This window comes from Streptomyces sp. E11-3 (assembly GCF_046540415.1).
Lineage (GTDB): Bacteria > Actinomycetota > Actinomycetes > Streptomycetales > Streptomycetaceae > Streptomyces.
Genome location: NZ_JAZGRL010000001.1, coordinates 3,011,296 through 3,031,650 on the forward strand (window position 1 = coordinate 3,011,296; position 20,355 = coordinate 3,031,650).

General features: G+C 66.2%; 33 protein-coding genes and 2 pseudogenes. 1 reads left to right on the forward strand and 34 read right to left on the reverse strand.

What is annotated here, in order from left to right; all coding sequences use genetic code 11:
• Nucleotides 1-186: 186 nt before the first annotated feature.
• From truA to U9R90_RS13740, 34 genes and pseudogenes are all read right to left on the reverse strand, one after another.
• Nucleotides 187-1,041 carry a tRNA pseudouridine(38-40) synthase TruA gene (truA, locus tag U9R90_RS13575; protein WP_411056705.1) on the reverse strand — a complete coding sequence of 285 codons (855 nt, stop codon included), beginning with the start codon at nucleotides 1,039-1,041 and terminating at the stop codon, nucleotides 187-189.
• Between the two features lie 95 nt (nucleotides 1,042-1,136).
• Complete coding sequence (gene rplQ, locus U9R90_RS13580) at nucleotides 1,137-1,640, reverse strand: 50S ribosomal protein L17 (protein ID WP_411056706.1); 504 nt, start codon at nucleotides 1,638-1,640, stop codon at nucleotides 1,137-1,139.
• 122 nt (nucleotides 1,641-1,762) lie between these two features.
• Complete coding sequence (locus U9R90_RS13585) at nucleotides 1,763-2,785, reverse strand: DNA-directed RNA polymerase subunit alpha (RefSeq protein WP_016645160.1); 1,023 nt, start codon at nucleotides 2,783-2,785, stop codon at nucleotides 1,763-1,765.
• Between the two features lie 121 nt (nucleotides 2,786-2,906).
• On the reverse strand, nucleotides 2,907-3,311 hold the full coding sequence (rpsK, locus tag U9R90_RS13590) for a 30S ribosomal protein S11 (RefSeq protein WP_003948617.1): 405 nt from the start codon (nucleotides 3,309-3,311) through the stop codon (nucleotides 2,907-2,909).
• A gap of 65 nt (nucleotides 3,312-3,376) precedes the next feature.
• The gene (gene rpsM / locus U9R90_RS13595; RefSeq protein WP_156722943.1) at nucleotides 3,377-3,757 is read right to left on the reverse strand and encodes a 30S ribosomal protein S13; all 381 of its coding nucleotides are present in this window, start codon (nucleotides 3,755-3,757) and stop codon (nucleotides 3,377-3,379) included.
• 197 nt (nucleotides 3,758-3,954) lie between these two features.
• On the reverse strand, nucleotides 3,955-4,068 hold the full coding sequence (gene rpmJ / locus U9R90_RS13600) for a 50S ribosomal protein L36 (RefSeq protein WP_003974245.1): 114 nt from the start codon (nucleotides 4,066-4,068) through the stop codon (nucleotides 3,955-3,957).
• A 59-nt stretch (nucleotides 4,069-4,127) separates the two neighbouring features.
• On the reverse strand, nucleotides 4,128-4,349 hold the full coding sequence (gene infA / locus U9R90_RS13605) for a translation initiation factor IF-1 (protein ID WP_003948620.1): 222 nt from the start codon (nucleotides 4,347-4,349) through the stop codon (nucleotides 4,128-4,130).
• 219 nt (nucleotides 4,350-4,568) lie between these two features.
• Nucleotides 4,569-5,405, reverse strand: coding sequence for a type I methionyl aminopeptidase (gene map, locus U9R90_RS13610; RefSeq protein ID WP_411056707.1), 837 nt, complete (start codon nucleotides 5,403-5,405; stop codon nucleotides 4,569-4,571).
• A gap of 112 nt (nucleotides 5,406-5,517) precedes the next feature.
• Complete coding sequence (locus tag U9R90_RS13615) at nucleotides 5,518-6,180, reverse strand: adenylate kinase (RefSeq protein ID WP_411056708.1); 663 nt, start codon at nucleotides 6,178-6,180, stop codon at nucleotides 5,518-5,520.
• Nucleotides 6,180-7,490, reverse strand: coding sequence for a preprotein translocase subunit SecY (secY, locus tag U9R90_RS13620; RefSeq protein ID WP_411056709.1), 1,311 nt, complete (start codon nucleotides 7,488-7,490; stop codon nucleotides 6,180-6,182). Before secY ends, U9R90_RS13615 begins: the two co-directional genes overlap by 1 nt.
• A gap of 246 nt (nucleotides 7,491-7,736) precedes the next feature.
• A complete protein-coding gene (rplO, locus tag U9R90_RS13625) occupies nucleotides 7,737-8,192 on the reverse strand; it encodes a 50S ribosomal protein L15 (protein WP_411056710.1) in 456 nt (151 codons plus the stop codon).
• A 1-nt stretch (nucleotide 8,193) separates the two neighbouring features.
• Nucleotides 8,194-8,376: a 50S ribosomal protein L30 gene (gene rpmD, locus U9R90_RS13630; protein WP_411056711.1), complete on the reverse strand. Its 183-nt coding sequence runs from the start codon at nucleotides 8,374-8,376 to the stop codon at nucleotides 8,194-8,196.
• Nucleotides 8,376-8,981, reverse strand: coding sequence for a 30S ribosomal protein S5 (rpsE, locus tag U9R90_RS13635; protein WP_361530267.1), 606 nt, complete (start codon nucleotides 8,979-8,981; stop codon nucleotides 8,376-8,378). The genes rpmD and rpsE overlap by 1 nt, the downstream gene beginning before the upstream one ends.
• A gap of 45 nt (nucleotides 8,982-9,026) precedes the next feature.
• Nucleotides 9,027-9,410 carry a 50S ribosomal protein L18 gene (gene rplR / locus U9R90_RS13640; RefSeq protein ID WP_411056712.1) on the reverse strand — a complete coding sequence of 128 codons (384 nt, stop codon included), beginning with the start codon at nucleotides 9,408-9,410 and terminating at the stop codon, nucleotides 9,027-9,029.
• 3 nt (nucleotides 9,411-9,413) lie between these two features.
• Nucleotides 9,414-9,953 carry a 50S ribosomal protein L6 gene (gene rplF / locus U9R90_RS13645; RefSeq protein ID WP_411056713.1) on the reverse strand — a complete coding sequence of 180 codons (540 nt, stop codon included), beginning with the start codon at nucleotides 9,951-9,953 and terminating at the stop codon, nucleotides 9,414-9,416.
• Nucleotides 9,954-9,974: 21 nt separating this feature from the next.
• Complete coding sequence (gene rpsH, locus U9R90_RS13650; protein ID WP_018528360.1) at nucleotides 9,975-10,373, reverse strand: 30S ribosomal protein S8; 399 nt, start codon at nucleotides 10,371-10,373, stop codon at nucleotides 9,975-9,977.
• Between the two features lie 210 nt (nucleotides 10,374-10,583).
• A complete protein-coding gene (locus U9R90_RS13655; protein ID WP_003956452.1) occupies nucleotides 10,584-10,769 on the reverse strand; it encodes a type Z 30S ribosomal protein S14 in 186 nt (61 codons plus the stop codon).
• 5 nt (nucleotides 10,770-10,774) lie between these two features.
• Complete coding sequence (rplE, locus tag U9R90_RS13660; RefSeq protein ID WP_156722926.1) at nucleotides 10,775-11,332, reverse strand: 50S ribosomal protein L5; 558 nt, start codon at nucleotides 11,330-11,332, stop codon at nucleotides 10,775-10,777.
• On the reverse strand, nucleotides 11,332-11,655 hold the full coding sequence (gene rplX, locus U9R90_RS13665) for a 50S ribosomal protein L24 (RefSeq protein WP_411056714.1): 324 nt from the start codon (nucleotides 11,653-11,655) through the stop codon (nucleotides 11,332-11,334). Before rplX ends, rplE begins: the two co-directional genes overlap by 1 nt.
• Before the next feature lie 2 nt (nucleotides 11,656-11,657).
• Nucleotides 11,658-12,026, reverse strand: coding sequence for a 50S ribosomal protein L14 (gene rplN, locus U9R90_RS13670; protein ID WP_282546403.1), 369 nt, complete (start codon nucleotides 12,024-12,026; stop codon nucleotides 11,658-11,660).
• 104 nt (nucleotides 12,027-12,130) lie between these two features.
• Complete coding sequence (rpsQ, locus tag U9R90_RS13675) at nucleotides 12,131-12,412, reverse strand: 30S ribosomal protein S17 (RefSeq protein WP_411056715.1); 282 nt, start codon at nucleotides 12,410-12,412, stop codon at nucleotides 12,131-12,133.
• A complete protein-coding gene (gene rpmC, locus U9R90_RS13680) occupies nucleotides 12,412-12,636 on the reverse strand; it encodes a 50S ribosomal protein L29 (protein WP_030174543.1) in 225 nt (74 codons plus the stop codon). The genes rpsQ and rpmC overlap by 1 nt, the downstream gene beginning before the upstream one ends.
• Complete coding sequence (gene rplP / locus U9R90_RS13685) at nucleotides 12,636-13,055, reverse strand: 50S ribosomal protein L16 (protein ID WP_411056716.1); 420 nt, start codon at nucleotides 13,053-13,055, stop codon at nucleotides 12,636-12,638. Before rplP ends, rpmC begins: the two co-directional genes overlap by 1 nt.
• 5 nt (nucleotides 13,056-13,060) lie before the next feature.
• A complete protein-coding gene (gene rpsC, locus U9R90_RS13690; RefSeq protein WP_411056717.1) occupies nucleotides 13,061-13,900 on the reverse strand; it encodes a 30S ribosomal protein S3 in 840 nt (279 codons plus the stop codon).
• Complete coding sequence (gene rplV, locus U9R90_RS13695) at nucleotides 13,900-14,247, reverse strand: 50S ribosomal protein L22 (RefSeq protein WP_004571827.1); 348 nt, start codon at nucleotides 14,245-14,247, stop codon at nucleotides 13,900-13,902. The genes rpsC and rplV overlap by 1 nt, the downstream gene beginning before the upstream one ends.
• A gap of 43 nt (nucleotides 14,248-14,290) precedes the next feature.
• Complete coding sequence (gene rpsS, locus U9R90_RS13700) at nucleotides 14,291-14,572, reverse strand: 30S ribosomal protein S19 (protein WP_156722913.1); 282 nt, start codon at nucleotides 14,570-14,572, stop codon at nucleotides 14,291-14,293.
• 12 nt (nucleotides 14,573-14,584) lie between these two features.
• Nucleotides 14,585-15,421, reverse strand: a complete 837-nt coding sequence (gene rplB, locus U9R90_RS13705; protein ID WP_411056718.1) for a 50S ribosomal protein L2 — start codon at nucleotides 15,419-15,421, stop codon at nucleotides 14,585-14,587.
• A 39-nt stretch (nucleotides 15,422-15,460) separates the two neighbouring features.
• Nucleotides 15,461-15,880: a 50S ribosomal protein L23 gene (gene rplW / locus U9R90_RS13710; RefSeq protein ID WP_411056719.1), complete on the reverse strand. Its 420-nt coding sequence runs from the start codon at nucleotides 15,878-15,880 to the stop codon at nucleotides 15,461-15,463.
• The gene (rplD, locus tag U9R90_RS13715) at nucleotides 15,880-16,530 is read right to left on the reverse strand and encodes a 50S ribosomal protein L4 (protein WP_411056720.1); all 651 of its coding nucleotides are present in this window, start codon (nucleotides 16,528-16,530) and stop codon (nucleotides 15,880-15,882) included. The genes rplW and rplD overlap by 1 nt, the downstream gene beginning before the upstream one ends.
• A 5-nt stretch (nucleotides 16,531-16,535) precedes the next feature.
• The gene (gene rplC, locus U9R90_RS13720; RefSeq protein WP_411056721.1) at nucleotides 16,536-17,180 is read right to left on the reverse strand and encodes a 50S ribosomal protein L3; all 645 of its coding nucleotides are present in this window, start codon (nucleotides 17,178-17,180) and stop codon (nucleotides 16,536-16,538) included.
• A 14-nt stretch (nucleotides 17,181-17,194) separates the two neighbouring features.
• A complete protein-coding gene (gene rpsJ / locus U9R90_RS13725; protein WP_003948644.1) occupies nucleotides 17,195-17,503 on the reverse strand; it encodes a 30S ribosomal protein S10 in 309 nt (102 codons plus the stop codon).
• A 504-nt stretch (nucleotides 17,504-18,007) separates the two neighbouring features.
• On the reverse strand, nucleotides 18,008-18,451 hold the full coding sequence (locus U9R90_RS13730) for a hypothetical protein (RefSeq protein WP_411056722.1): 444 nt from the start codon (nucleotides 18,449-18,451) through the stop codon (nucleotides 18,008-18,010).
• Nucleotides 18,452-18,642: 191 nt separating this feature from the next.
• Nucleotides 18,643-18,852 carry a DUF397 domain-containing protein gene (locus tag U9R90_RS13735; protein ID WP_411056723.1) on the reverse strand — a complete coding sequence of 70 codons (210 nt, stop codon included), beginning with the start codon at nucleotides 18,850-18,852 and terminating at the stop codon, nucleotides 18,643-18,645.
• Nucleotides 18,849-19,052, reverse strand: a pseudogene (locus tag U9R90_RS13740) (Scr1 family TA system antitoxin-like transcriptional regulator); the annotation flags it as partial. The pseudogene U9R90_RS13740 and the gene U9R90_RS13735, both read right to left, overlap by 4 nt.
• A gap of 863 nt (nucleotides 19,053-19,915) precedes the next feature.
• Here U9R90_RS13740 and U9R90_RS13745 point away from each other — a divergent pair.
• Nucleotides 19,916-20,355: pseudogene (locus U9R90_RS13745) on the forward strand (helix-turn-helix domain-containing protein); the annotation flags it as partial.

Genomic DNA, 20,355 nt, shown 5'->3' on the forward strand with positions numbered 1-20,355 from the left:
GCCACCGGCTCTTCTCGAACAGGTGACTAAGTGGCGACACAGTATCCGAGTTAGAGGGATGCCGTAAGACCCCTAAAGGGGCTTTACGCCCGATATCTACAGGCATACCCGATCTAAATTTGAAAAGCGAACGTAACTAAGAGGTTTCCGTCCGCTACGCATCGGGCATCAACCGCTCTTGGGTGATCAGCAGCAACCGGCTCCGGGCAGCGTCCGCCTGTTCCGCGCCTCCAGATTGCGCGCCGCGAGCAGCTCGTCCGCCGGATAGCCGACCTCCTCCAGCGTCAGCCCGTGCGGCCGCACCACATGCACGGCGGAGTCCCGCACCCCCGCGGCCAGCACCTTCGCGGGCCACTCGACCGGCCGGTGGCCATCGCCCACGAACAGCATCGCGCCCACCAGCGAGCGCACCATGTTGTGGCAGAAGGCGTCCGCCCGCACGGTCGCGGTGAGAATCCCGTCCGCGCCGCGCTCCCAACTCAGCTGCTGGAGCGTACGGATGGTGGTCGCACCCTCGCGCTTCTTGCAGTACGCCGCGAAGTCGTGCTCCCCGAGCAGCTTCTCGGCCGCCGCGTTCATCGCGTCGACGTCCAGCGCCCAGTCGTGCCACAGCACATGGCTGCGCAGCAGCGGATCGACACCGCCCGGGTGGTCGGTGACGCGATAGGCGTAGCGCCGCCAGATCGCCGAGAACCGCGCGTTGAACCCGCTCGGCGCCTCGGACAGCCGCCAGATCCGTACATCGTGCGGCAGCCGCCCGGCCAGTCGGCGCAGCAGCTTGTCGCCGTGCTCGGCCCACAGCTCGTCGGGCAGGTCGACGTGGGCCACCTGCCCGCGGGCGTGCACCCCGCTGTCCGTACGCCCGGCGACCGTCAGCTCGTACGTCTCCTGCGACCGCGTCACGGTACGCAGCGCGTCCTCGATCTCCTGCTGGACGGTGCGCTGCCCCTGGCGCTGCTTGGCCCAGCCGGAGAAGTCCTTGCCGTCGTACGAAAGATCCAGCCGCACCCGTACGAACCCGGGCTCTACTTCGTCACTCACCGTCGTTCACCGTTGTTCACCCGTAGATCCTCTCAAAGCGGAACGGGCCCGCATCCCCGAAGGGATGCGGGCCCGTCCGACCAACCTCAGAACGCTCAGGCGTCCTTGGCCTCAGCCTCGGGCTTGGCGTCCTCGACGACCTCGTCCTTCTTGAGGTCGGCGACGGCCTCGTCACCAGCGGCGTCCTTGGCGGAACGCTTGGTGGCGGCCTCGGCCTCACCCACAGCGGTCTGCTGCACGGTCAGCGCCTCGACCAGCTCGATGACAGCCATGGGAGCGTTGTCGCCACGACGGTTACCGATCTTGGTGATACGGGTGTAACCACCCGGGCGGTTCTCGTACCGCGGGCCGATCTCCGCGAAGAGCGTGTGCACGACGCTCTTGTCGGTGATGGTCTGCAGCACCTGGCGACGGTTGTGGATGTCGCCCTTCTTCGCCTTGGTGATCAGGCGCTCCGCGACCGGACGCAGACGGCGCGCCTTGGCCTCGGTGGTGGTGATACGGCCGTGCTCGAACAGCGACTTGGCGAGGTTCGCCAGCATGTGACGCTCGTGCGCAGCGCTGCCGCCCAGACGGGCACCCTTGGCGGGCTTCGGCATGATGTTTCTCCTAGTGATCTGCCCCGGCCGTGTCAGGTACCGGAGTCAGTGGAACCCGCGCCCCGTCAGGGGCGCGGGGAACTGCGCGACCAGCCACAACGGCCCCGCAGTCAAAATCGGACCTAGTACTGCTCGGTCTCGACGAAGCCGGCGTCCGCGTCGTCGTCCGCGCCGAACGCGTCGGCCGCGGCGGTCGGGTCGAACCCGGGAGGGCTGTCCTTGAGGGCCAGGCCCATGCCGTTGAGCTTCATCTTGACCTCGTCGATCGACTTCGCACCGAAGTTGCGGATGTCGAGCAGGTCGGCCTCGGAGCGCGCCACGAGCTCACCCACGGAGTGGATGCCCTCGCGCTTGAGGCAGTTGTACGACCGAACGGTGAGCTCGAGCTCCTCGATCGGCAGCGCCAGATCGGCGGCCAGGGCGGCGTCCGTCGGGGACGGGCCCATGTCGATGCCCTCGGCGTCGATGTTGAGCTCGCGCGCCAGACCGAACAGCTCGACCAGGGTCTTACCGGCCGACGCCATGGCGTCACGCGGACGCATGGCCTGCTTGGTCTCGACGTCGACGATCAGCTTGTCGAAGTCGGTGCGCTGCTCGACACGGGTCGCCTCGACCTTGTACGTGACCTTGAGCACCGGCGAGTAGATGGAGTCGACCGGGATACGGCCGATCTCCTGGCCCACCTGCTTGTTCTGGACGGCGGAGACATAGCCGCGACCGCGCTCGACGGTCAGCTCCATCTCCAGCTTGCCCTTGCCGTTGAGCGTGGCGAGAACCAGGTCGGGGTTGTGCACCTCGACACCGGCCGGGGGCGCGATGTCGGCGGCGGTGACCAGACCCGGGCCCTGCTTGCGCAGGTACATCACGACGGGCTCGTCGTGCTCCGAGGAGACGACCAGCTGCTTGATGTTGAGGATCAGGTCGGTGACGTCCTCCTTGACGCCCGGCACGGTGGTGAACTCGTGCAGGACACCGTCGATACGGATGGACGTGACCGCCGCACCCGGGATCGAGGAGAGGAGCGTACGGCGCAGGGAGTTGCCGAGGGTGTAACCGAAGCCCGGCTCCAGCGGCTCGATCACGAACCGGGAGCGGAACTCGTCGACGACCTCTTCGGTCAACGACGGACGCTGAGCGATCAGCATGCGTTGATTCCTTCAGTCAGGGGCACCCGCTATTTGATGCCCATGGAGTACTACACAAGGGTACGGGCGATACGGCCCGAAAGAGCCATACCGCCCGGAACCTCAGGTCAAGCGACGTGCGTCAGACGCGACGGCGCTTGGGGGGACGGCAGCCGTTGTGCGGCGTCGGGGTGACGTCCTGGATCGAGCCGACCTCGAGGCCGGTGGCCTGGAGGGAGCGGATCGCGGTCTCACGGCCGGAGCCGGGACCCTTGACGAAGACGTCGACCTTGCGCATGCCGTGCTCCTGCGCGCGACGGGCGGCCGACTCGGCGGCCATCTGCGCGGCGAACGGAGTCGACTTACGCGAGCCCTTGAAGCCCACGTGGCCCGCGGAGGCCCACGAGATCACGTTGCCGGTCGGGTCCGTGATGGACACGATCGTGTTGTTGAACGTGCTCTTGATGTGCGCGTGGCCGTGAGCGACGTTCTTCTTTTCCTTGCGGCGCACCTTCTTGGCAGCGCCCTGACGACCCTTGGGGGGCATCTATTACTCCTACAGGGAGGTGGTCGGTCCTACAGCGAAGACCGTGGACAGTCGTCCGCTGAGGACTACTTCTTGCCCGGCTTCTTCTTGCCGGCGATGGCGCGACGCGGGCCCTTGCGGGTGCGGGCGTTCGTGCTGGTGCGCTGACCGTGGACGGGCAGGCCACGGCGGTGACGCAGACCCTGGTAGCAGCCGATCTCGACCTTGCGGCGGATGTCGGCCTGGATCTCGCGACGGAGGTCACCCTCGGTGCGGAGGTTGGCGTCCACGTACTCGCGGATCTTGACCAGGTCCTCTTCGGACAGGTCGCGAACGCGGGTGTTGGGGTTCACGCCGGTCTCGGCGAGAGTCCGCTGGGACTGAGTCCGGCCGATGCCGAACACGTAGGTGAGGGCGACCTCAACGCGCTTGTCACGCGGGATGTCGACACCGGAAACGCGTGCCATTCAATGGCTCCAGTTGATTCTCGGAGGTCTTCCGCAGCACCGCTCCCAACCGCCGACCGCTTCCTTCGAAGCGGTGGTACGGACTGGGTCCCCGGCCTCCGAGCCGGGGGTGTCGCCCTCCGTTACAGAGAGGGACGGGTCCTGCGTATGTACATTTCGCTTGCGTCGCGCGAAGTTCTGCGGGTGCAGTACGTGCGTCAGCCCTGGCGCTGCTTGTGGCGCGGGTTGTCGCAGATAACCATGACCCGGCCGTGACGGCGGATCACCCTGCACTTGTCGCAGATCTTCTTGACGCTCGGCTTGACCTTCATGTGGGTGAGGTTCTCCGGGTCAGTGCCACCACCCCGCGGATGCGGGGCACAGGCAAGATCTACTTGTACCGGTAGACGATCCGGCCACGGGTCAGGTCGTACGGAGACAACTCCACCACGACCCGGTCGTCAGGGAGGATACGGATGTAGTGCATACGCATCTTGCCGCTGATGTGTGCCAGGACCTGGTGGCCGTTCTGGAGCTCGACCTTGAACATGGCGTTCGGCAGAGACTCGACGACAGTGCCCTCGATCTCGATGGCACCTTGCTTCTTGGCCACGCTTCGCCCTTCGAATCGACTACCTTGATCGACCTCGTACGCACATGCAGACACACGGATGCACGAGAGCCGACGAGTCAGTCTACGTCAGCGACCTCGGAAAGACGAATCGAGGAAGAATGCCCCGCTTGCAAGATCGTTAACCGGAGCACAGGACTCCATCGGACCGCCGGGAGCCGCGCGGCGCTCAGCCAAGGGGGTCGGCCCGTCGACCGCGGCTCAGGCCAACGGGTCGGGCGCGGCCGTGATCCCGTACTCCGCCAGCTTCGCCTTGCCCCCGTCGGGCGCGGTCAGCACCAGCGGCCCCTGCGCGGTCAGCGCGATGGAGTGCTCCCAGTGCGAGGACCAGGAACCGTCCGTGGTTTCCACGGTCCAGTCGTCCTCAAGCACCTCGGTGCGCGCGGTGCCGAGGCTCACCATCGGCTCGATGGCCAGGCACATGCCGGGCACCAGCTTGGGGCCGCGGCCGCGCCGGCGCTCGACGTAGTTCAGCACATGCGGGTCCATGTGCATCTGGCTGCCGATGCCGTGGCCGCCGTAGTCCTCGATGATGCCGTACTTGCCGCCGGCCGGGCGGGGCTGGCGGCGGATGTAGGTCTCGATGGCCTTGGAGATGTCGACGAGGCGGTTGCCCAGCTTCATGGCCGCGATACCGGCCCACATCGACTCCTGGGTGACCCGGGAGAGCTCCACCAGCTCGGGGGCGTGCCCGGACCCGACGAAGGCGGTGTACGCCGCGTCACCGTGCCAGCCCTCGATGATCGCGCCCGCGTCGATCGAGATGATGTCGCCGTCCTTGAGAACGGTCACCTCGTCCGGGATGCCGTGCACCACGACCTGGTTCACGGAGGTGCAGATGGTGGCGGGGAAGCCGCCGTACCCGAGGAAGTTCGACTTGGCGCCGTGCTCGGCGAGCACCTTGCGCGCGACGTCGTCCAGGTCCTTGGTGGTGGCGCCCGGCACGGCCGCCTCACGGGTGGCCTGGTGGATGGCGGCGACGACCAGTCCCGCCGCCCGCATCTTGGCGATCTGCTCGGGAGTCTTGATCTCCACCATGTCCTACATACCTTCCGCGATCACGGTCACTACTTCACTGCACTGCTGTTAACACTACGGCCGCGGTGACTGTTCGGTCACCGCGGCCGTAATGGACGTACGAGGGTGCTACTCAGCTCGCTTCGGGCTGCTGCTTCAGCGCGTCCTTTGCCCGCTGGGTCACCTCGGTGACCTCCCCGAGCGCGGAGATCGTGACCACCAGGCCCTGGGCCCGGTAGTAGTCGATGATCGGCTCGGTCTGGACGTGGTAGACGTCCAGACGCTTGCGCACCGTCTCCTCGCTGTCGTCACCGCGCTGGTAGAGCTCACCGCCGCAGACGTCACAGACGCCCTCGGTCTTCGGCGGGCTGTACGTGACGTGGAAGACATGCGAGCTGTCCTTGCGGCAGATGCGCCGCCCGGCGATGCGCTTGACGACCTCTTCCTCGGGGACCTCGAGGTCGAGCACCGCGTCCAGCTGGTGGCCTTCGACCTTGAGGATCTCGTCGAGGGCCTCGGCCTGCGGCACGTTGCGCGGGAAACCGTCGAGCAGGAAGCCGTCGACGGCGTCCGGCTGCTCCATGCGGTCCCGGGCCATGTCGATGGTGACCTCGTCCGGCACCAGCTCGCCGGCGTCCATGATCGCCTTGGCCCGCTGGCCGAGCTCGGTGCCCTGGCTGATATTGGCACGGAAGAGGTCGCCCGTGGAGATGTGCGGGATCGCCAGGTCCTTGGCAAGGAACGCGGCCTGCGTTCCCTTGCCCGCACCGGGCGGTCCAACGAGGACGATACGCATCAGCGGAGGAACCCTTCGTAATTGCGCTGCTGGAGCTGGCTCTCGATCTGCTTCACGGTTTCCAGACCCACACCCACGATGATCAGGATGCTCGTCCCGCCGAACGGGAAGTTCTGGTTCGCACCGAAGCCTGCCAACGCCATCGTCGGCACAAGAGCGATCAGGCCCAGATACAGCGACCCCGGCCAGGTGATCCGGTTGAGCACGTAGCTCAGATACTCAGCTGTAGGTCGACCGGCCCGGATGCCCGGGATGAAGCCACCATACTTCTTCATGTTGTCAGCGACTTCCTCGGGGTTGAACGAGATCGCCACATAGAAGAAGGCGAAGAACACGATCAACAGGAAGTACAGGACCAGGTGCGGCGTCGCGGCGCTGTCGGCCAGGTTGTCCTGGACCCAGCGCGCCCAGCCGGCGGTCGAGCCGGAGAACTGCACGATCAGCGCCGGGATGTAGAGCAGCGACGAGGCGAAGATGACCGGGATGATGCCCGCCTGATTGACCTTCAGCGGGATGTACGTGGACGTGCCGCCGTACGACCTGCGGCCGATCATGCGCTTCGCGTACTGGACCGGGATGCGGCGCTGGGCCTGCTCGACGAAGACCACCAGGCCGACCATGAAGAGGCCCACCAGGATCACGATGCCGAACTCGATCCAGCCACCGGCCAGGTCACCCTGCTGCTTGATGGCCCACAGCGCGCCGGGGAAGCCGGCGGCGATCGAGATGAACATCAGGATCGACATGCCGTTGCCGATGCCGCGGTCGGTGATGAGCTCACCGAGCCACATGACGGTGGCCGTACCGGCGGTCATCACGATGACCATGGTGACGGTGACGAAGATCGACTGGTCGGGGACGATCTGGCTGGCCTGCGGGCAGCCGGGGAACAGCGCGCCGCTACGGGCGGTGGCCACCAGGCCGGTGCCCTGCAGCAGTGCGAGGGCGACCGTCAGATAACGCGTGTACTGCGTGATCTTCGCCTGTCCCGACTGGCCCTCCTTCTTGAGGGCTTCGAGGCGTGGGATCACCACCGTCAGCAGCTGCAGAATGATGCTCGCCGTGATGTACGGCATGATGCCCAACGCGAAGATGGTGATCTGCAGCAGCGCGCCACCACTGAACATCTGCATCAGGCCCATCAGACCGCCGGTACCGGCTTGGTCCAGACACGCCTGAACATTCGTGTAACTCACACCGGGCAGGGGGATGTGTGCCCCGAACCGGTAGATCACGATGATGCCGAGTGTGAAGAGCAGCTTCTTGCGCAGGTCGGGAGTTTTGAACGCCCGGGCGAACGCGGTGAGCACGGTGCCTCCTGCGACCCCCGCGCTACTGCGTCAGAGGTGACGGTCTTGAGGATCGACGTATACGGATAAACAAGAGCCGCGGAGTCTGCCGTACAGACGGACCACGCGGCCCAGGACCGAAGTCCCAGATCGAATTACAGCAACAACGCACGCCACCTTACCGGCGCGCGTGGCCCCCTGGAACGACCAACCGGGGATGCCCCATTTGTGAGGGCATCCCCGGTGGGATCGTTCAGATCATCGTGCTCAGACGAGCTCGGTGACGGTGCCGCCGGCGGCGGCGATCTTCTCCTTGGCGGAGCCGGAGACGGCGTCAACCGTCACCTGCAGCGCCACGGAAACCTCGCCCTGACCGAGGACCTTGACCAGGCTGTTCTTGCGAACGGCGCCCTTGGCGACCAGATCGGCCACCGTGACCTCGCCACCCTGCGGGTAGAGCGCGGTCAGCTTGTCAAGGTTCACGACCTGGTACTCGGTCTTGAACGGGTTCTTGAAGCCCTTGAGCTTCGGGAGACGCATGTGGAGGGGCATCTGCCCGCCCTCGAAGCGCTCCGGAACCTGGTAACGGGCCTTGGTGCCCTTGGTACCACGACCAGCGGTCTTACCCTTGGACGCCTCACCACGACCGACACGGGTCTTGGCGGTCTTGGCGCCCGGGGCAGGACGGAGGTTGTGGACCTTCAGCGGGTTCTGCTCCGCCATGTCAGTCGACCTCCTCGACCGTGATGAGGTGGCGCACGGTGTGGACCATGCCGACGACCTCGGGACGAGCCTCCCGGACGACGCTGTCGTTCAGCCGCTTGAGGCCGAGCGTGCGCAGCGTGTCGCGGTGGTTCTGCTTGCTGCCGATGTACGACTTCGTCTGCGTGATCTTGAGGCGGGTCATTACGCACCCGCCCCGGCACGCGCACGGAGCAGAGCCGCGGGGGCGACGTCCTCGAGGGGCAGACCACGGCGAGCCGCGATCTCCTCGGGACGCTGCAGGCCCTTGAGGGCCGCCACGGTCGCGTGCACGATGTTGATCGCGTTGTCGGAGCCCAGGGACTTCGACAGGATGTCGTGAACGCCGGCGCACTCGAGCACGGCACGCACCGGGCCACCGGCGATAACACCGGTACCGGGGGAAGCCGGCTTGAGCAGGACGACGCCCGCGGCCTTCTCGCCCTGGATCGGGTGCGGGATGGTGCCCTGGATACGGGGGACCTTGAAGAAGTGCTTCTTGGCCTCCTCAACACCCTTGGCGATGGCGGCCGGCACCTCCTTGGCCTTGCCGTAACCGACACCGACGGTGCCGTCACCATCGCCCACCACGACCAGCGCGGTGAAGCTGAAGCGACGACCACCCTTCACAACCTTGGCGACGCGGTTGATCGCGACAACGCGCTCAACGTACGCGGTCTTCTCGGCGGCAGATGCGCCACCGTCGCGACCCTTCCGGTCCCGCCGCTCGCCGCCACCGGCACCGCTTCCGCGGCGCTGGGGTCCAGCCATTGGATTTACCTCTCTCTTTTCCGCTAGCTCAGCTACGGAACCGGCTCAGAACTTGAGTCCGGCTTCGCGGGCGGCGTCCGCCAGGGCAGCGATGCGCCCGGCGTACTGGTTGCCACCACGGTCGAATACGACAGCCTCGACGCCGGCGGCCTTGGCGCGCTCGGCGACCAGGGCGCCGACCTGCTTGGCCTGCGCGGACTTGTCGCCCTCGCCACCGCGGATCGTCGTGTCCAGGGTGGAAGCCGACGCGAGGGTGTGACCCTTCACGTCGTCGATCACCTGGGCGACGATGTTGCGGTTCGAGCGCGTCACGACCAGGCGCGGACGCTCGGCCGTACCCGAAACGTGCTTACGGATGCGGATGTGACGACGCTTGATGGCAGCACGCTTGTAAGCGTCGCCCTTAGCAATCTTGACACCGTATGCCATGGCTTACTTACCCGCCTTTCCGACCTTGCGGCGGATGACTTCGCCCTCGTACTTGACACCCTTGGCCTTGTACGGGTCGGGCTTGCGGAGCTTGCGGATGTTGGCCGCAACCTCGCCGACCTTCTGCTTGTCGATGCCCTCGACCGAAAGCTTGGTCGCGGACTCCACCTTGAAGGTGATGCCCTCGGGGGCCTCGACCAGGATCGGGTGGCTGTAGCCGAGCGAGAACTCCAGGTTGGAGCCCTTCGCCAGGACGCGGTAACCGACACCGCTGATCTCGAGCTTCTTCACGTAACCCGTGGTCACGCCGGTGATCATGTTCGCCACCAGCGTGCGGGACAGGCCGTGCAGGGCCTTGTTCTGACGCTCGTCGTTGGGGCGGGTGACGTTGACTACGCCATCCTCGCCCTTAGCAACCTCGATCGGAGCGGCGACGGTGTGGGAGAGGGAGCCCTTGGGGCCCTTCACCTGGACCGTACGGCCGTCGATGGTGACGTCCACGCCGGCGGGAACCGTGATGGGGAGCTTGCCAATACGCGACATTAGCTATTCCTCCGTTCCCGACTACCAGACGTAGGCGAGGACTTCCCCACCTACGCCCTTCTTGCCTGCCTGCTGACCGGTCAGAAGACCGTGCGACGTGGAGATGATCGCCACGCCGAGGCCGCCGAGGACCTTGGGCAGGTTGGTGGACTTCGCGTAAACCCGGAGACCGGGCTTGGAGATCCGCTTGATGCCCGCGATGGAGCGCTCACGGTTCGGGCCGAACTTCAGCTCGAGAACGAGGTTCTTGCCAACCTCGGCGTCCTCGACCTTCCAGCCCGTGATGAAGCCCTCCTGCTGGAGGATCTCCGCGATGTGCGACTTGATCTTGCTGTGCGGCATAGCCACGGTGTCGTGGTACGCCGAGTTCGCGTTACGCAGACGAGTCAGCATGTCCGCGATCGGATCAGTCATGGTCATGAATTGGCCTTCGGCCTCTCTCGCCGGGGTTTCCTGTATGCGCCATCCCTCTCCCCACTCAGAGGCAGGACGGGTGCGGTGCGGGGACCTACGGCGTAGTAAGTCGGTCAGGGCGACGGGCGCCCAACCCCACAAGCCTACGGCATGTGAGAGTGGGCTCCCGCCGACCCGTTACTTACCGAGAGCCTCCGGGTAATCCCAACTAGGGAATTACCAGGAGCTCTTGGTCACGCCCGGCAGCTCGCCACGGTGAGCCATCTCACGAAGGCACACGCGGCACAGGCCGAACTTGCGGTACACGGAGTGCGGACGGCCGCAGCGCTGGCAGCGGGTGTACGCACGCACACCGAACTTGGGCTTACGAGCAGCCTTGGCAATAAGAGCCTTCTTCGCCATCTCGCTTACGCCTCCTTGAAGGGGAAGCCGAGGTGACGAAGGAGCGCGCGGCCCTCGTCGTCGTTGGTCGCCGTGGTGACCACGGTGATGTCCATACCCCGGACGCGGTCGATCTTGTCCTGGTCGATCTCGTGGAACATGACCTGCTCGGTGAGACCGAAGGTGTAGTTGCCACGGCCGTCGAACTGCTTGGGGGACAGACCACGGAAGTCGCGGATGCGCGGCAGCGCGAGCGACAGGGTGCGGTCCAGGAACTCCCACATGCGGTCGCCACGGAGCGTGACGTGGCAGCCGATCGGCTGGCCCTCACGCAGCTTGAACTGCGCGATGGACTTACGGGCCTTGGTGACGGCCGGCTTCTGACCGGTGATCGTGGTGAGGTCCTTGATGGCACCATCGATCAGCTTGGAGTCGCGGGCGGCGTCGCCCACACCCATGTTGACCACGATCTTCACGAGGCCGGGGATCTGCATGACGTTCTCGTACGAGAACTCCTCACGCAGCTTGCCCGCGATCTCCTCGCGGTACTTCGTCTTGAGACGCGGAGTGGTGGTGGTCGTCATCAGATGTCCTCACCCGTCCGCTTGGCAACGCGGATCTTGTTGCCCTCGTCGTCGAAGCGGTAACCAACGCGAGTGACGACCTTGTTGCCGTCCTTCTCCACGACGAGCTGAACGTTGCTCACGTGAACCGGCGCCTCGGTGGTGACGATGCCGCCGGCCTGCGAAGCGCGGCCCGGCTGGTTCGCCTTCGTGTGCTTCTTGACCCGGTTGACACCCTCGACCAGGACGCGGTCCTCGCGGGGGTAGGCCGCGATGACCTTGCCCTGCTTGCCCTTGTCCTTACCGGTGATGACCTGTACCAGGTCGCCCTTCTTGATCTTCATGCTTACAGCACCTCCGGCGCGAGCGAGATGATCTTCATGAACTTCTTCTCGCGCAGCTCACGACCCACCGGGCCGAAGATACGGGTGCCGCGAGGGTCGCCGTCGTTCTTCAGAACAACAGCGGCGTTCTCGTCGAAGCGGATGTACGAGCCGTCCGGACGGCGGCGCTCCTTGACGGTGCGAACGATGACCGCCTTGACGACGTCACCCTTCTTCACGTTGCCGCCGGGGATCGCGTCCTTGACGGTGGCGACGATGACGTCACCGATGCCCGCGTAGCGGCGACCCGAGCCACCGAGAACACGGATGCAAAGGATTTCCTTCGCACCAGTGTTGTCGGCGACCTTGAGTCGCGACTCCTGCTGGATCACGTCTATCTCCTGATCGTCTGCCGGTTCCCGGCAGGGGCTTTCCTCTTACGAGGTCGGCCCCTGCCGAGCCTGGCGGAACTGTCCTGCGGGAAGCCCCGCAGGAATTACTTGGCCTTCTCGAGGATCTCGACGATGCGCCAGCGCTTGGTGGCGGACAGCGGCCGGGTCTCCATCAGGAGGACGCGGTCGCCGACACCGGCAGCGTTCTGCTCGTCGTGGGCCTTGAGCTTGTTCGTACGGCGGATGACCTTGCCGTACAGCGCGTGCTTGACGCGGTCCTCGACGGCGACGACGACGGTCTTGTCCATCTTGTCGCTGACGACCAGACCCTCACGGGTCTTGCGGAATCCGCGGGCAGTCTCTTCAGTCACGTTCTTCTCGCTCATCAGGCGCTCTCCACCGTCTCGATGCCCAGCTCGCGCTCACGCATGAGGGTGTAGATCCGCGCGATGTCCTTGCGGACGGCCTTGAGCCGGCCGTGGTTCTCGAGCTGGCCCGTCGCCGCCTGGAAGCGGAGGTTGAACAGCTCTTCCTTGGCCTCGCGGAGCTTACCGAGAAGCTCCTCGTTGCCCAGCTCGCGCAGCTCGGACGCCTTGGTACCGGCCGACATCACGACTCACCTGCCTCGCGCCGAACGATCCGGCACTTCATCGGAAGCTTGTGAGCAGCGCGGGTAAGCGCCTCACGCGCAATCTTCTCGTTCGGGTAGGACAGCTCGAACATCACCCGTCCGGGCTTGACGTTCGCGACCCACCACTCGGGGGAACCCTTACCGGAACCCATGCGGGTCTCGGCGGGCTTCTTGGTCAGCGGGCGGTCCGGGTAGATGTTGATCCAGACCTTGCCACCACGCTTGATGTGACGCGTCATGGCGATACGAGCGGCCTCGATCTGACGGTTCGTCACGTAGGCCGGGGTCATCGCCTGGATGCCGTACTCGCCGAACGCCACCTCAGTGCCACCCTTGGCCATACCGCTGCGCTTGGGGTGGTGCTGCTTGCGGTGCTTGACCCTACGAGGGATCAGCATGTCGGTCAGGCCTCCGTTCCAGTGCTCTCAGCCGGAGCGGCAGCCGCGGGAGCCTCGGCCTTGGGGGCCTCGGCTGCCGGTGCGGACTGCTGCTGCGGCTTGCGGCCGCGGCCGCCACGCTCGCCACCACGGCCACCACGGGCCGGGCGGTCGCTGCCGCCACCACGGGCCGGGCGGTTACCCGCACGGGCCGCGGCGTTCTCGGCACGGACCTCGGCGATGTTCTTGACGTCGCCCTTGTAGATCCAGACCTTCACGCCGATACGGCCGAAGGTCGTCTTGGCCTCGAAGAAGCCGTAGTCGACGTTCGCGCGGAGCGTGTGCAGGGGCACACGGCCCTCGCGGTAGAACTCCGAGCGCGACATCTCGGCGCCGCCGAGACGGCCACCACACTGGATCTTGATGCCCTTGGCGCCGGCCTTCATCGAGGACTGCATGCTCTTACGCATGGCCCGACGGAAGGAGACGCGGGAGGACAGCTGCTCCGCGACGGCCTGCGCGACCAGCTGAGCGTCGACCTCGGGGTTCTTGACCTCGAGGATGTTCAGCTGGACCTGCTTGCCGGTGAGCTTCTCGAGGTCACCGCGGATGCGGTCGGCCTCGGCGCCGCGGCGGCCGATCACGATGCCGGGACGCGCGGTGTGGATGTCCACCCGCACACGGTCACGGGTGCGCTCGATCTCCACCTTCGAGATGCCGGCGCGCTCCATGCCGGACGTCATCATCCGACGGATGGCGACGTCTTCCTTGACGTAGTCCTTGTACAGCTTGTCGGCGTACCAGCGGGACTTGAAGTCCGTGGTGATACCGAGTCGGAACCCGTGCGGGTTTACCTTCTGGCCCATTACCGGGTTCCTTCCTTGCTGCTGACGACCACGGTGATGTGGCTGGTCCGCTTACGGATCCGGTAGGCACGGCCCTGAGCACGCGGACGGAACCGCTTCAGGGTCGGGCCCTCGTCCACGTACGCCTCGCTGATGACCAGCGAAGAGGCGTCGGTGTGGTCGTAGTTGTGCGCGGCGTTGGCAATGGCGCTGTCAAGCACCTTGCCGACCGGCACAGACGCGGCCTGCGGGGCGAAACGCAGGACCGCCTGGGCCTCCGTGGCATCCATGCCACGGATGAGGTCCACCACGCGGCGGGCCTTCATGGGCGTGACGCGGATGTACCGCGCCTGGGCCCTGGCTTCCATGGTTGTCCCTTCGGTGTCGTTCATAGTCTTCGCACCCGCCTCGTCAGCGACGCTTCGACTTGCGGTCGTCCTTGACGTGGCCGCGGAAGGTGCGGGTCGGCGCAAACTCGCCGAGCTTGTGGCCGACCATCGACTCGGTGACGAACACCGGGATGTGGGTCTTGCCGTTGTGCACCGCGATGGTGTGACCCAGCATGGCCGGGATGATCATCGAGCGCCGGGACCAGGTCTTGATGACGTTCTTGGAGCCCGCCTCGTTCTGTACGTCCACCTTCTTGATCAGGTGGTCGTCGACGAAGGGCCCCTTCTTGAGACTGCGCGGCATCTAAACCCGCTCCTAGCGCTTCTTGTTCGTCTTGCGGCGGCGGACGATGTACTTGCTCGAAGCCTTCTTCGGCGAGCGAGTACGACCCTCCTTCTGACCCCACGGCGAGACCGGGTGGCGACCACCGGAGGTCTTGCCCTCACCACCACCGTGCGGGTGGTCAACCGGGTTCATCACGACACCACGCACGGTCGGGCGGACGCCCTTCCAGCGCATACGGCCGGCCTTGCCCCAGTTGATGTTCGACTGCTCGGCGTTGCCGACCTCGCCGATGGTGGCGCGGCAGCGGACGTCGACCAGACGGATCTCGCCGGACGGCATACGAAGGTGGGCCATCGAGCCCTCCTTCGCCAGCAGCTGCACGGAGGCACCAGCGGACCGGGCGAACTTGGCGCCGCCACCGGGACGGAGCTCGATCGCGTGGATCGTGGTACCGACCGGGATGTTGCGCAGCGCCAGGTTGTTACCGGGCTTGATGTCGGCGCCGGGGCCGTTCTCGATCCGGTCGCCCTGGTTCAGGCCACGCGGAGCGATGATGTAGCGCTTCTCGCCGTCTGCGTAGTGCAGCAGCGCGATGCGCGCGGTGCGGTTGGGGTCGTACTCGATGTGCGCGACCTTCGCCGGCACGCCGTCCTTGTCATGGCGACGGAAGTCGATGACACGGTAGGCGCGCTTGTGTCCGCCACCCTGGTGGCGAACGGTGATCCGACCGGCGTTGTTACGGCCGCCCTTGCTGTGCAGCGGGCGAACCAGCGACTTCTCCGGCGTGGACCGCGTTACCTCGACGAAGTCGGCGACGGAGGAGCCACGGCGGCCCGGCGTCGTCGGCTTGTACTTGCGGATTCCCATTTCTCAGTCCTCGTCCGATATTCGGACCAGGGCGCTCCGTTAGGAGGCCTGGCCGAAGATGTCGATACGGTCGCCCTCAGCGAGGGTCACGATGGCGCGCTTGGTGTCCGCACGCTTACCGAAACCGGTGCGGGTGCGCTTGCGCTTGCCCTGCCGGTTGATCGTGTTGACCCCGGTGACCTTGACCGAGAAGACCGCCTCGACGGCCTGCTTGATCTGGGTCTTGTTGGCGCGCGGGTCGACGATGAACGTGTACTTGTTCTCGTCCAGGAGCGCGTAGCTCTTCTCCGAAACCACCGGCTTGACGAGCACGTCGCGGTGGTCGGTGTAGACCTTGCTCGGCTCCGCCGGCGACTGCGGGCCGGGGCCCTCGGTGGCACGGCGGGCGGCCTTGGCTGCCCGCGCGGCCTTCGCGGCCTTGGCTTCCTTAGAGGCGATGCTCTGGTGGAACGTAGCCATCAGGCGACACTCCCTTCGGTCTCAGCGGCCTTGGGGCCCGCGACGAAGGAGTCGAAGGCGGCCTTGGTGAAGACCACGTCGTCCGAAACGAGCACGTCATACGTGTTCAGCTGGCCCGGCTCCAGGATGTGCACCTGGGGCAGGTTGCGAGCCGACAGCAGGGCCTTCTCGTCCTCACGGTCGATGACCAGGAGCACGTTCTTGCGCTCGCTGATCTTGCCGATGAGGATCTTGGCGGCCTTGGTGGAGATGTCGCCCTCGACCACGCCGGACACAACGTGGATGCGGTTGTTGCGGGCCCGGTCGGTGAGGGCACCGCGCAGCGCGGCGGCCTTCATCTTCTTCGGGGTCCGCTGCGAGTAGTCACGCGGCACGGGGCCGTGGACGACGCCACCGCCGGCGAACTGCGGCGCACGGGTCGAACCCTGGCGCGCGCGGCCGGTGCCCTTCTGGCGGTACGGCTTCTTGCCACCGCCGCGGACCTCGCCGCGGGACTTGACCTTGTGCGTGCCCTGACGGGCCGCGGCCAGCTGCGCGACGACGACCTGGTGGATCAGCGGGATGCTGACCTTGGCGTCGAAGATCTCGCCCGGGAGCTCAACGGTCCCGGCGGTGTCGCCGGAGGGCGACAGAATGTCAATGGTGCTCATAGTCCTCAGGCCCCCTTGGCCGCGGTGCGGACCAGGACGAGGCCGCCGTTCGGACCAGGAACTGCGCCCTTGATGAGGAGCAGGCCCTTCTCCGCGTCAACGGCGTGAACGGTCAGGTTCTGGGTGGTGACCCGCTCGTTGCCCATGCGACCCGCCATGCGCATGCCCTTGAAGACACGGCCGGGGGTGGCACAGCCACCGATGGAACCGGGCATGCGGTGCACACGGTGGGCACCGTGGGACGCCTTGCCACCCTTGAAGTTGTGACGCTTCATGACACCGGCGAAGCCCTTGCCCTTGCTCTTGCCCGTGACGTCAACCTTGACGCCGGACTCGAACACCTCGGCAGTGATCTCCTGGCCGAGCGTGTACTCGCTCGCGTCGGAGGTGCGAAGCTCCACCAGGTGGCGGCGGGGGGTCACGTCGGCCTTGGCGAAGTGGCCCTTGAGGGGCTTGTTCACCTTGCGAGGGTCGATCTCGCCGAAGGCGATCTGGACCGACTCGTAGCCGTCGGAGTCATTCGTACGGACCTGGGTAACGACGCAGGGCCCGGCCTTGACAACGGTCACCGGGACGACACGGTTGTTCTCGTCCCAGACCTGGGTCATGCCGAGCTTCTCGCCCAGGACGCCCTTGATCTGCTTAGCCATCTTCTCCGCGCCTCTCAGAGCTTGATCTCGATGTCAACGCCGGCCGGAAGGTCCAGGCGCATCAGCGAGTCAACGGTCTTGGGCGTCGGGTCGAGGATGTCGATCAGGCGCTTGTGCGTGCGCATCTCGAAGTGCTCGCGCGAGTCCTTGTACTTGTGCGGCGACTTGATGACGCAGTACACGTTCTTCTCAGTGGGCAGCGGCACCGGGCCCGCGACCGACGCACCAGTGCGCGTCACCGTCTCGACGATCTTCTTCGCCGAGGAGTCGATGACCTCGTGGTCGTAGGCCTTGAGCCGGATGCGGATCTTCTGTCCCGCCATGGCTACTTTGTAGTCCTGTCTCTCGAAAGCTCTGGAACCCGAGGGGTTCTACCAACTCTTCTCCGACCCACGCGGTCGGGCGTGTCGCAGTCTCACTGACACGGATTTCCCGAAGGATTTCCCTGCTAGGGGCTGCGGCGCTGAAGACCGCGCGGTGGGGGAAGAACACCCACCGGGTGCCTGGCTGAAGGCACCCCGCTGAGCTTCCCGGAAGATTCCCGTACGTCCGCCTCAGCGCTGCCTCTCGACAGATCAGGCGACGAGTACTGTGGGACTCGCTTCCGGTCCTCCCGGCGGGAGGCGCGCAGCATCGGCACTCAACCGAGCAACCCCGACAGTCTGCCATACGGGGCATGCCGGGGGCCAATCGAGCCGGAGAGCGTACCCGGTGCGGGGCGGGGGTCAAACTCGGGGTGCGCCACCGCGCACCCGAAGTGAGGCAGACCCGGCACACCGCACGTGGCATGCCGGGCCCGCCTCCCACCCTGTCCGGTCAGCCGAGGGTCAGGCGCACTCGGACGAGCTGTTGTCGACGTGGAAGACGTAGCCGCCCTTCCAGTTGACGAGGTTCGAGGTGTTGGCCTCGTTCCTCATCACCGCGGAAATACCGACGCAGCGGCCTCCGCGCGCGAGGGTGCTGCTGTACACCGGGCCCGCGTACTGGGAGAACTTGCCGTTGTCGCGATCACCGGCCGACTTGTTGTCGCCCGGCCAGATCCGCAGATCCATGTAGTTGGCGCCGCCGGGCGTGTTGTTGTCGAGGATCGCGCAGGCGCTCTTGCCCTTCATGTAGAAGAACAGCGTCGCGTGGCGCTTGCTCGCACTGGGCAGCGGCTTGGCGTCGGTGAATTCGTACCCGCTGCCGCAGACGCTCGCGGATGCGGCGGATGCCGTGGTGGCGGGCACGGCTACGCCCATCACGGCGAGCGCGGAGCCCGCGACGGCCACACGTGTCAGGTTCCTGCCGAACGAAGACACAAGTCCCCCTGAGATGGTTGTGCTGGTCGAGTACCTCTGAAGTCGAGGGGGAAATCGAACCCCGTTCGAGTGGAGGCGACAGGACCTTAGCCACCGGGACTCTTCATTGACTCTTTCCCTTTGGAAGAGTCACTCTCCGCAAGGATCGGTGTGGCGGGAGGTCAGCCCTGGGCGATGGATGCGACGAGGTCCGCCCACGCGGTGGGCGTGAGCGCGAGCCGGGGGCCTTGCGCGGTCTTGGAGTCGCGGACGTGGACAACGCCGGGGGTGGTCGCCACCTCAACGCAGTCGTTGATGTCGCTGCTGTCGCTGTAGCTGCTCTTGAACCACTCCAGCCCGGAATCGTCCCCGGCTGAGGTCTTGCGGATCATGTCTTTCCCAGCACTTGCTCGACGAAGGCCAGCGACTCCCGTGGCGTGAGAGCCTGGGCCCGGATCATTCCATACCGCAGCTCAAGGATTCGGAGCTGTTTCGGATCGGAGACCGCGCGACCACTGAAGGCCCCTTCAGAGCGCCCCACCGCCGTTCCGTCCCTGAACTTCAGCACCTGAGTCTCCCCCTGCATCCCGGCCCCGGGGGCGACAGCGAGTCCGGGCTCGGCCTCCTGCTCGTCGAGGCCCTGGCCGACCGCTGGGGCGTCACCTCGGGCCCCACCCCACGCAAGACCGTGTGGGCAGAGCTGGCCCTGGGCGCTCCCGCCCGGCTTAACCGCGGTGGGGGATGACGATGTGCCCGAACGTGTCGCACCCCGGACACGACCAGTTACCGGTGACGTCTGCCGCCAGGTACTCGCGGCACACGGGACAGTTCAGCTTGACCACCCCGTCGGGGTACCAGGGCACGAAGGCCCCGCACCGGTTCTCCTCGCGTGGACAGTCGCAGTCGCCTCGTCCGGGCTCGCTCACATGCGGCGGCGGTTTCGGTTCCTCTTCCCTGCCCCGCCGCGACCACGGCCACGGCCAGGTGACGATGCGCAGCACCGGGGACACGAGCCAGGACACAACAGCCTTGACGATCCGCACCGGTTCCCCTACCCACGTCGGACACCCAATAGGTCTGTTCTAGGCCGGAGTTGGCCCCCCGCACATGAGTACCCGTACCTAGCGTCCGGTCGCCGCGGCCGCGCTGTCCACCGGATCGCGAATACCGCGACCCGGTCAGCCGCGTCGCGGCGGGCCGCGACTTCGGTGACCGCGACGCGGCGGGCCACGACATCAAAGCTCTTAAGTAACGCTCTTAAAGACGGAGGGAAATACCCCTCCCTACCCCTCCAGTCCCCCGTCACCCACAAGGGTGATCTCTGCCAACTGGGCTGGATTTCGGGCGGGTTGGCGGGCATATGCTCGCCGCGACAACCCAAAATATGAGACGACCCCCGCCGGGACTAACGATCCCGGACGAGGGTCTGACCAACGAGGAAGTAGCACCTTCCCCATGGCTCAGCAGAACTCTAGCGCGCCCTCGCGCGCCTCGTCCGCCGTTCCCGGACGCGCCACCCGATCCGGTGTCGTCCACGACAACGTCCGGCACACCAGCCGGTACACCGTGGTCGGCAACCACCTCGCCCAGCACCGGGACCTGTCCCTGCTGGCGATCGGGCTCGCCGTCCACATCCAGTCGCTGCCCTCCAGGTCCCGGATCGGCATCAAGTTCCTCGCGGCCCGCTTCCCGGAGAGCGAGTACCGCATCGCCGCCGCCCTGCGGGAGTTGGAGTCGCACGGCTACCTGCGGCGCACCCGCGAGCGACTACCGAGCGGCCAGGTCGTCACCCGTACGGTGTCCTGCAACCAGCCGGGTGCGGCGCCCTCGTCCCCGCCACGGCCAGCCGCACCAGCGCGGCCCGCCCCGGCACCCGCGCCACCCCCGGCCGCCGC

Excerpts from the sequence above, each read along its gene's own strand:
- rplQ (WP_411056706.1), bottom strand. The coding sequence starts at position 1,640 with ATGCCGAAGCCCGCCAAGGGTGCCCGTCTGGGCGGCAGCGCTGCGCAC.
- U9R90_RS13585 (WP_016645160.1), bottom strand. The coding sequence starts at position 2,785 with ATGCTGATCGCTCAGCGTCCGTCGTTGACCGAAGAGGTCGTCGACGAG.
- rpsK (WP_003948617.1), bottom strand. The coding sequence starts at position 3,311 with ATGCCCCCCAAGGGTCGTCAGGGCGCTGCCAAGAAGGTGCGCCGCAAG.
- rpsM (WP_156722943.1), bottom strand. The coding sequence starts at position 3,757 with ATGGCACGCGTTTCCGGTGTCGACATCCCGCGTGACAAGCGCGTTGAG.
- rpmJ (WP_003974245.1), bottom strand. The coding sequence starts at position 4,068 with ATGAAGGTCAAGCCGAGCGTCAAGAAGATCTGCGACAAGTGCAGGGTG.
- map (WP_411056707.1), bottom strand. The coding sequence starts at position 5,405 with ATGGTGGAGATCAAGACTCCCGAGCAGATCGCCAAGATGCGGGCGGCG.
- U9R90_RS13615 (WP_411056708.1), bottom strand. The coding sequence starts at position 6,180 with ATGCGTATCGTCCTCGTTGGACCGCCCGGTGCGGGCAAGGGAACGCAG.
- rplO (WP_411056710.1), bottom strand. The coding sequence starts at position 8,192 with ATGGCGGAGCAGAACCCGCTGAAGGTCCACAACCTCCGTCCTGCCCCG.
- rpmD (WP_411056711.1), bottom strand. The coding sequence starts at position 8,376 with ATGACCCGCCTCAAGATCACGCAGACGAAGTCGTACATCGGCAGCAAG.
- rpsE (WP_361530267.1), bottom strand. The coding sequence starts at position 8,981 with ATGGCTGGACCCCAGCGCCGCGGAAGCGGTGCCGGTGGCGGCGAGCGG.
- rplR (WP_411056712.1), bottom strand. The coding sequence starts at position 9,410 with ATGGCATACGGTGTCAAGATTGCTAAGGGCGACGCTTACAAGCGTGCT.
- rplF (WP_411056713.1), bottom strand. The coding sequence starts at position 9,953 with ATGTCGCGTATTGGCAAGCTCCCCATCACGGTTCCCGCCGGCGTGGAC.
- rpsH (WP_018528360.1), bottom strand. The coding sequence starts at position 10,373 with ATGACCATGACTGATCCGATCGCGGACATGCTGACTCGTCTGCGTAAC.
- U9R90_RS13655 (WP_003956452.1), bottom strand. The coding sequence starts at position 10,769 with ATGGCGAAGAAGGCTCTTATTGCCAAGGCTGCTCGTAAGCCCAAGTTC.
- rplE (WP_156722926.1), bottom strand. The coding sequence starts at position 11,332 with ATGACGACCACCACCACTCCGCGTCTCAAGACGAAGTACCGCGAGGAG.
- rplX (WP_411056714.1), bottom strand. The coding sequence starts at position 11,655 with ATGAAGATCAAGAAGGGCGACCTGGTACAGGTCATCACCGGTAAGGAC.
- rpsQ (WP_411056715.1), bottom strand. The coding sequence starts at position 12,412 with ATGAGCGAGAAGAACGTGACTGAAGAGACTGCCCGCGGATTCCGCAAG.
- rpmC (WP_030174543.1), bottom strand. The coding sequence starts at position 12,636 with ATGTCGGCCGGTACCAAGGCGTCCGAGCTGCGCGAGCTGGGCAACGAG.
- rplP (WP_411056716.1), bottom strand. The coding sequence starts at position 13,055 with ATGCTGATCCCTCGTAGGGTCAAGCACCGCAAGCAGCACCACCCCAAG.
- rpsC (WP_411056717.1), bottom strand. The coding sequence starts at position 13,900 with ATGGGCCAGAAGGTAAACCCGCACGGGTTCCGACTCGGTATCACCACG.
- rplV (WP_004571827.1), bottom strand. The coding sequence starts at position 14,247 with ATGGAAGCCAGGGCCCAGGCGCGGTACATCCGCGTCACGCCCATGAAG.
- rpsS (WP_156722913.1), bottom strand. The coding sequence starts at position 14,572 with ATGCCGCGCAGTCTCAAGAAGGGGCCCTTCGTCGACGACCACCTGATC.
- rplB (WP_411056718.1), bottom strand. The coding sequence starts at position 15,421 with ATGGGAATCCGCAAGTACAAGCCGACGACGCCGGGCCGCCGTGGCTCC.
- rplW (WP_411056719.1), bottom strand. The coding sequence starts at position 15,880 with ATGGCTACGTTCCACCAGAGCATCGCCTCTAAGGAAGCCAAGGCCGCG.
- rplD (WP_411056720.1), bottom strand. The coding sequence starts at position 16,530 with ATGAGCACCATTGACATTCTGTCGCCCTCCGGCGACACCGCCGGGACC.
- rplC (WP_411056721.1), bottom strand. The coding sequence starts at position 17,180 with ATGGCTAAGCAGATCAAGGGCGTCCTGGGCGAGAAGCTCGGCATGACC.
- rpsJ (WP_003948644.1), bottom strand. The coding sequence starts at position 17,503 with ATGGCGGGACAGAAGATCCGCATCCGGCTCAAGGCCTACGACCACGAG.
- U9R90_RS13735 (WP_411056723.1), bottom strand. The coding sequence starts at position 18,852 with ATGATCCGCAAGACCTCAGCCGGGGACGATTCCGGGCTGGAGTGGTTC.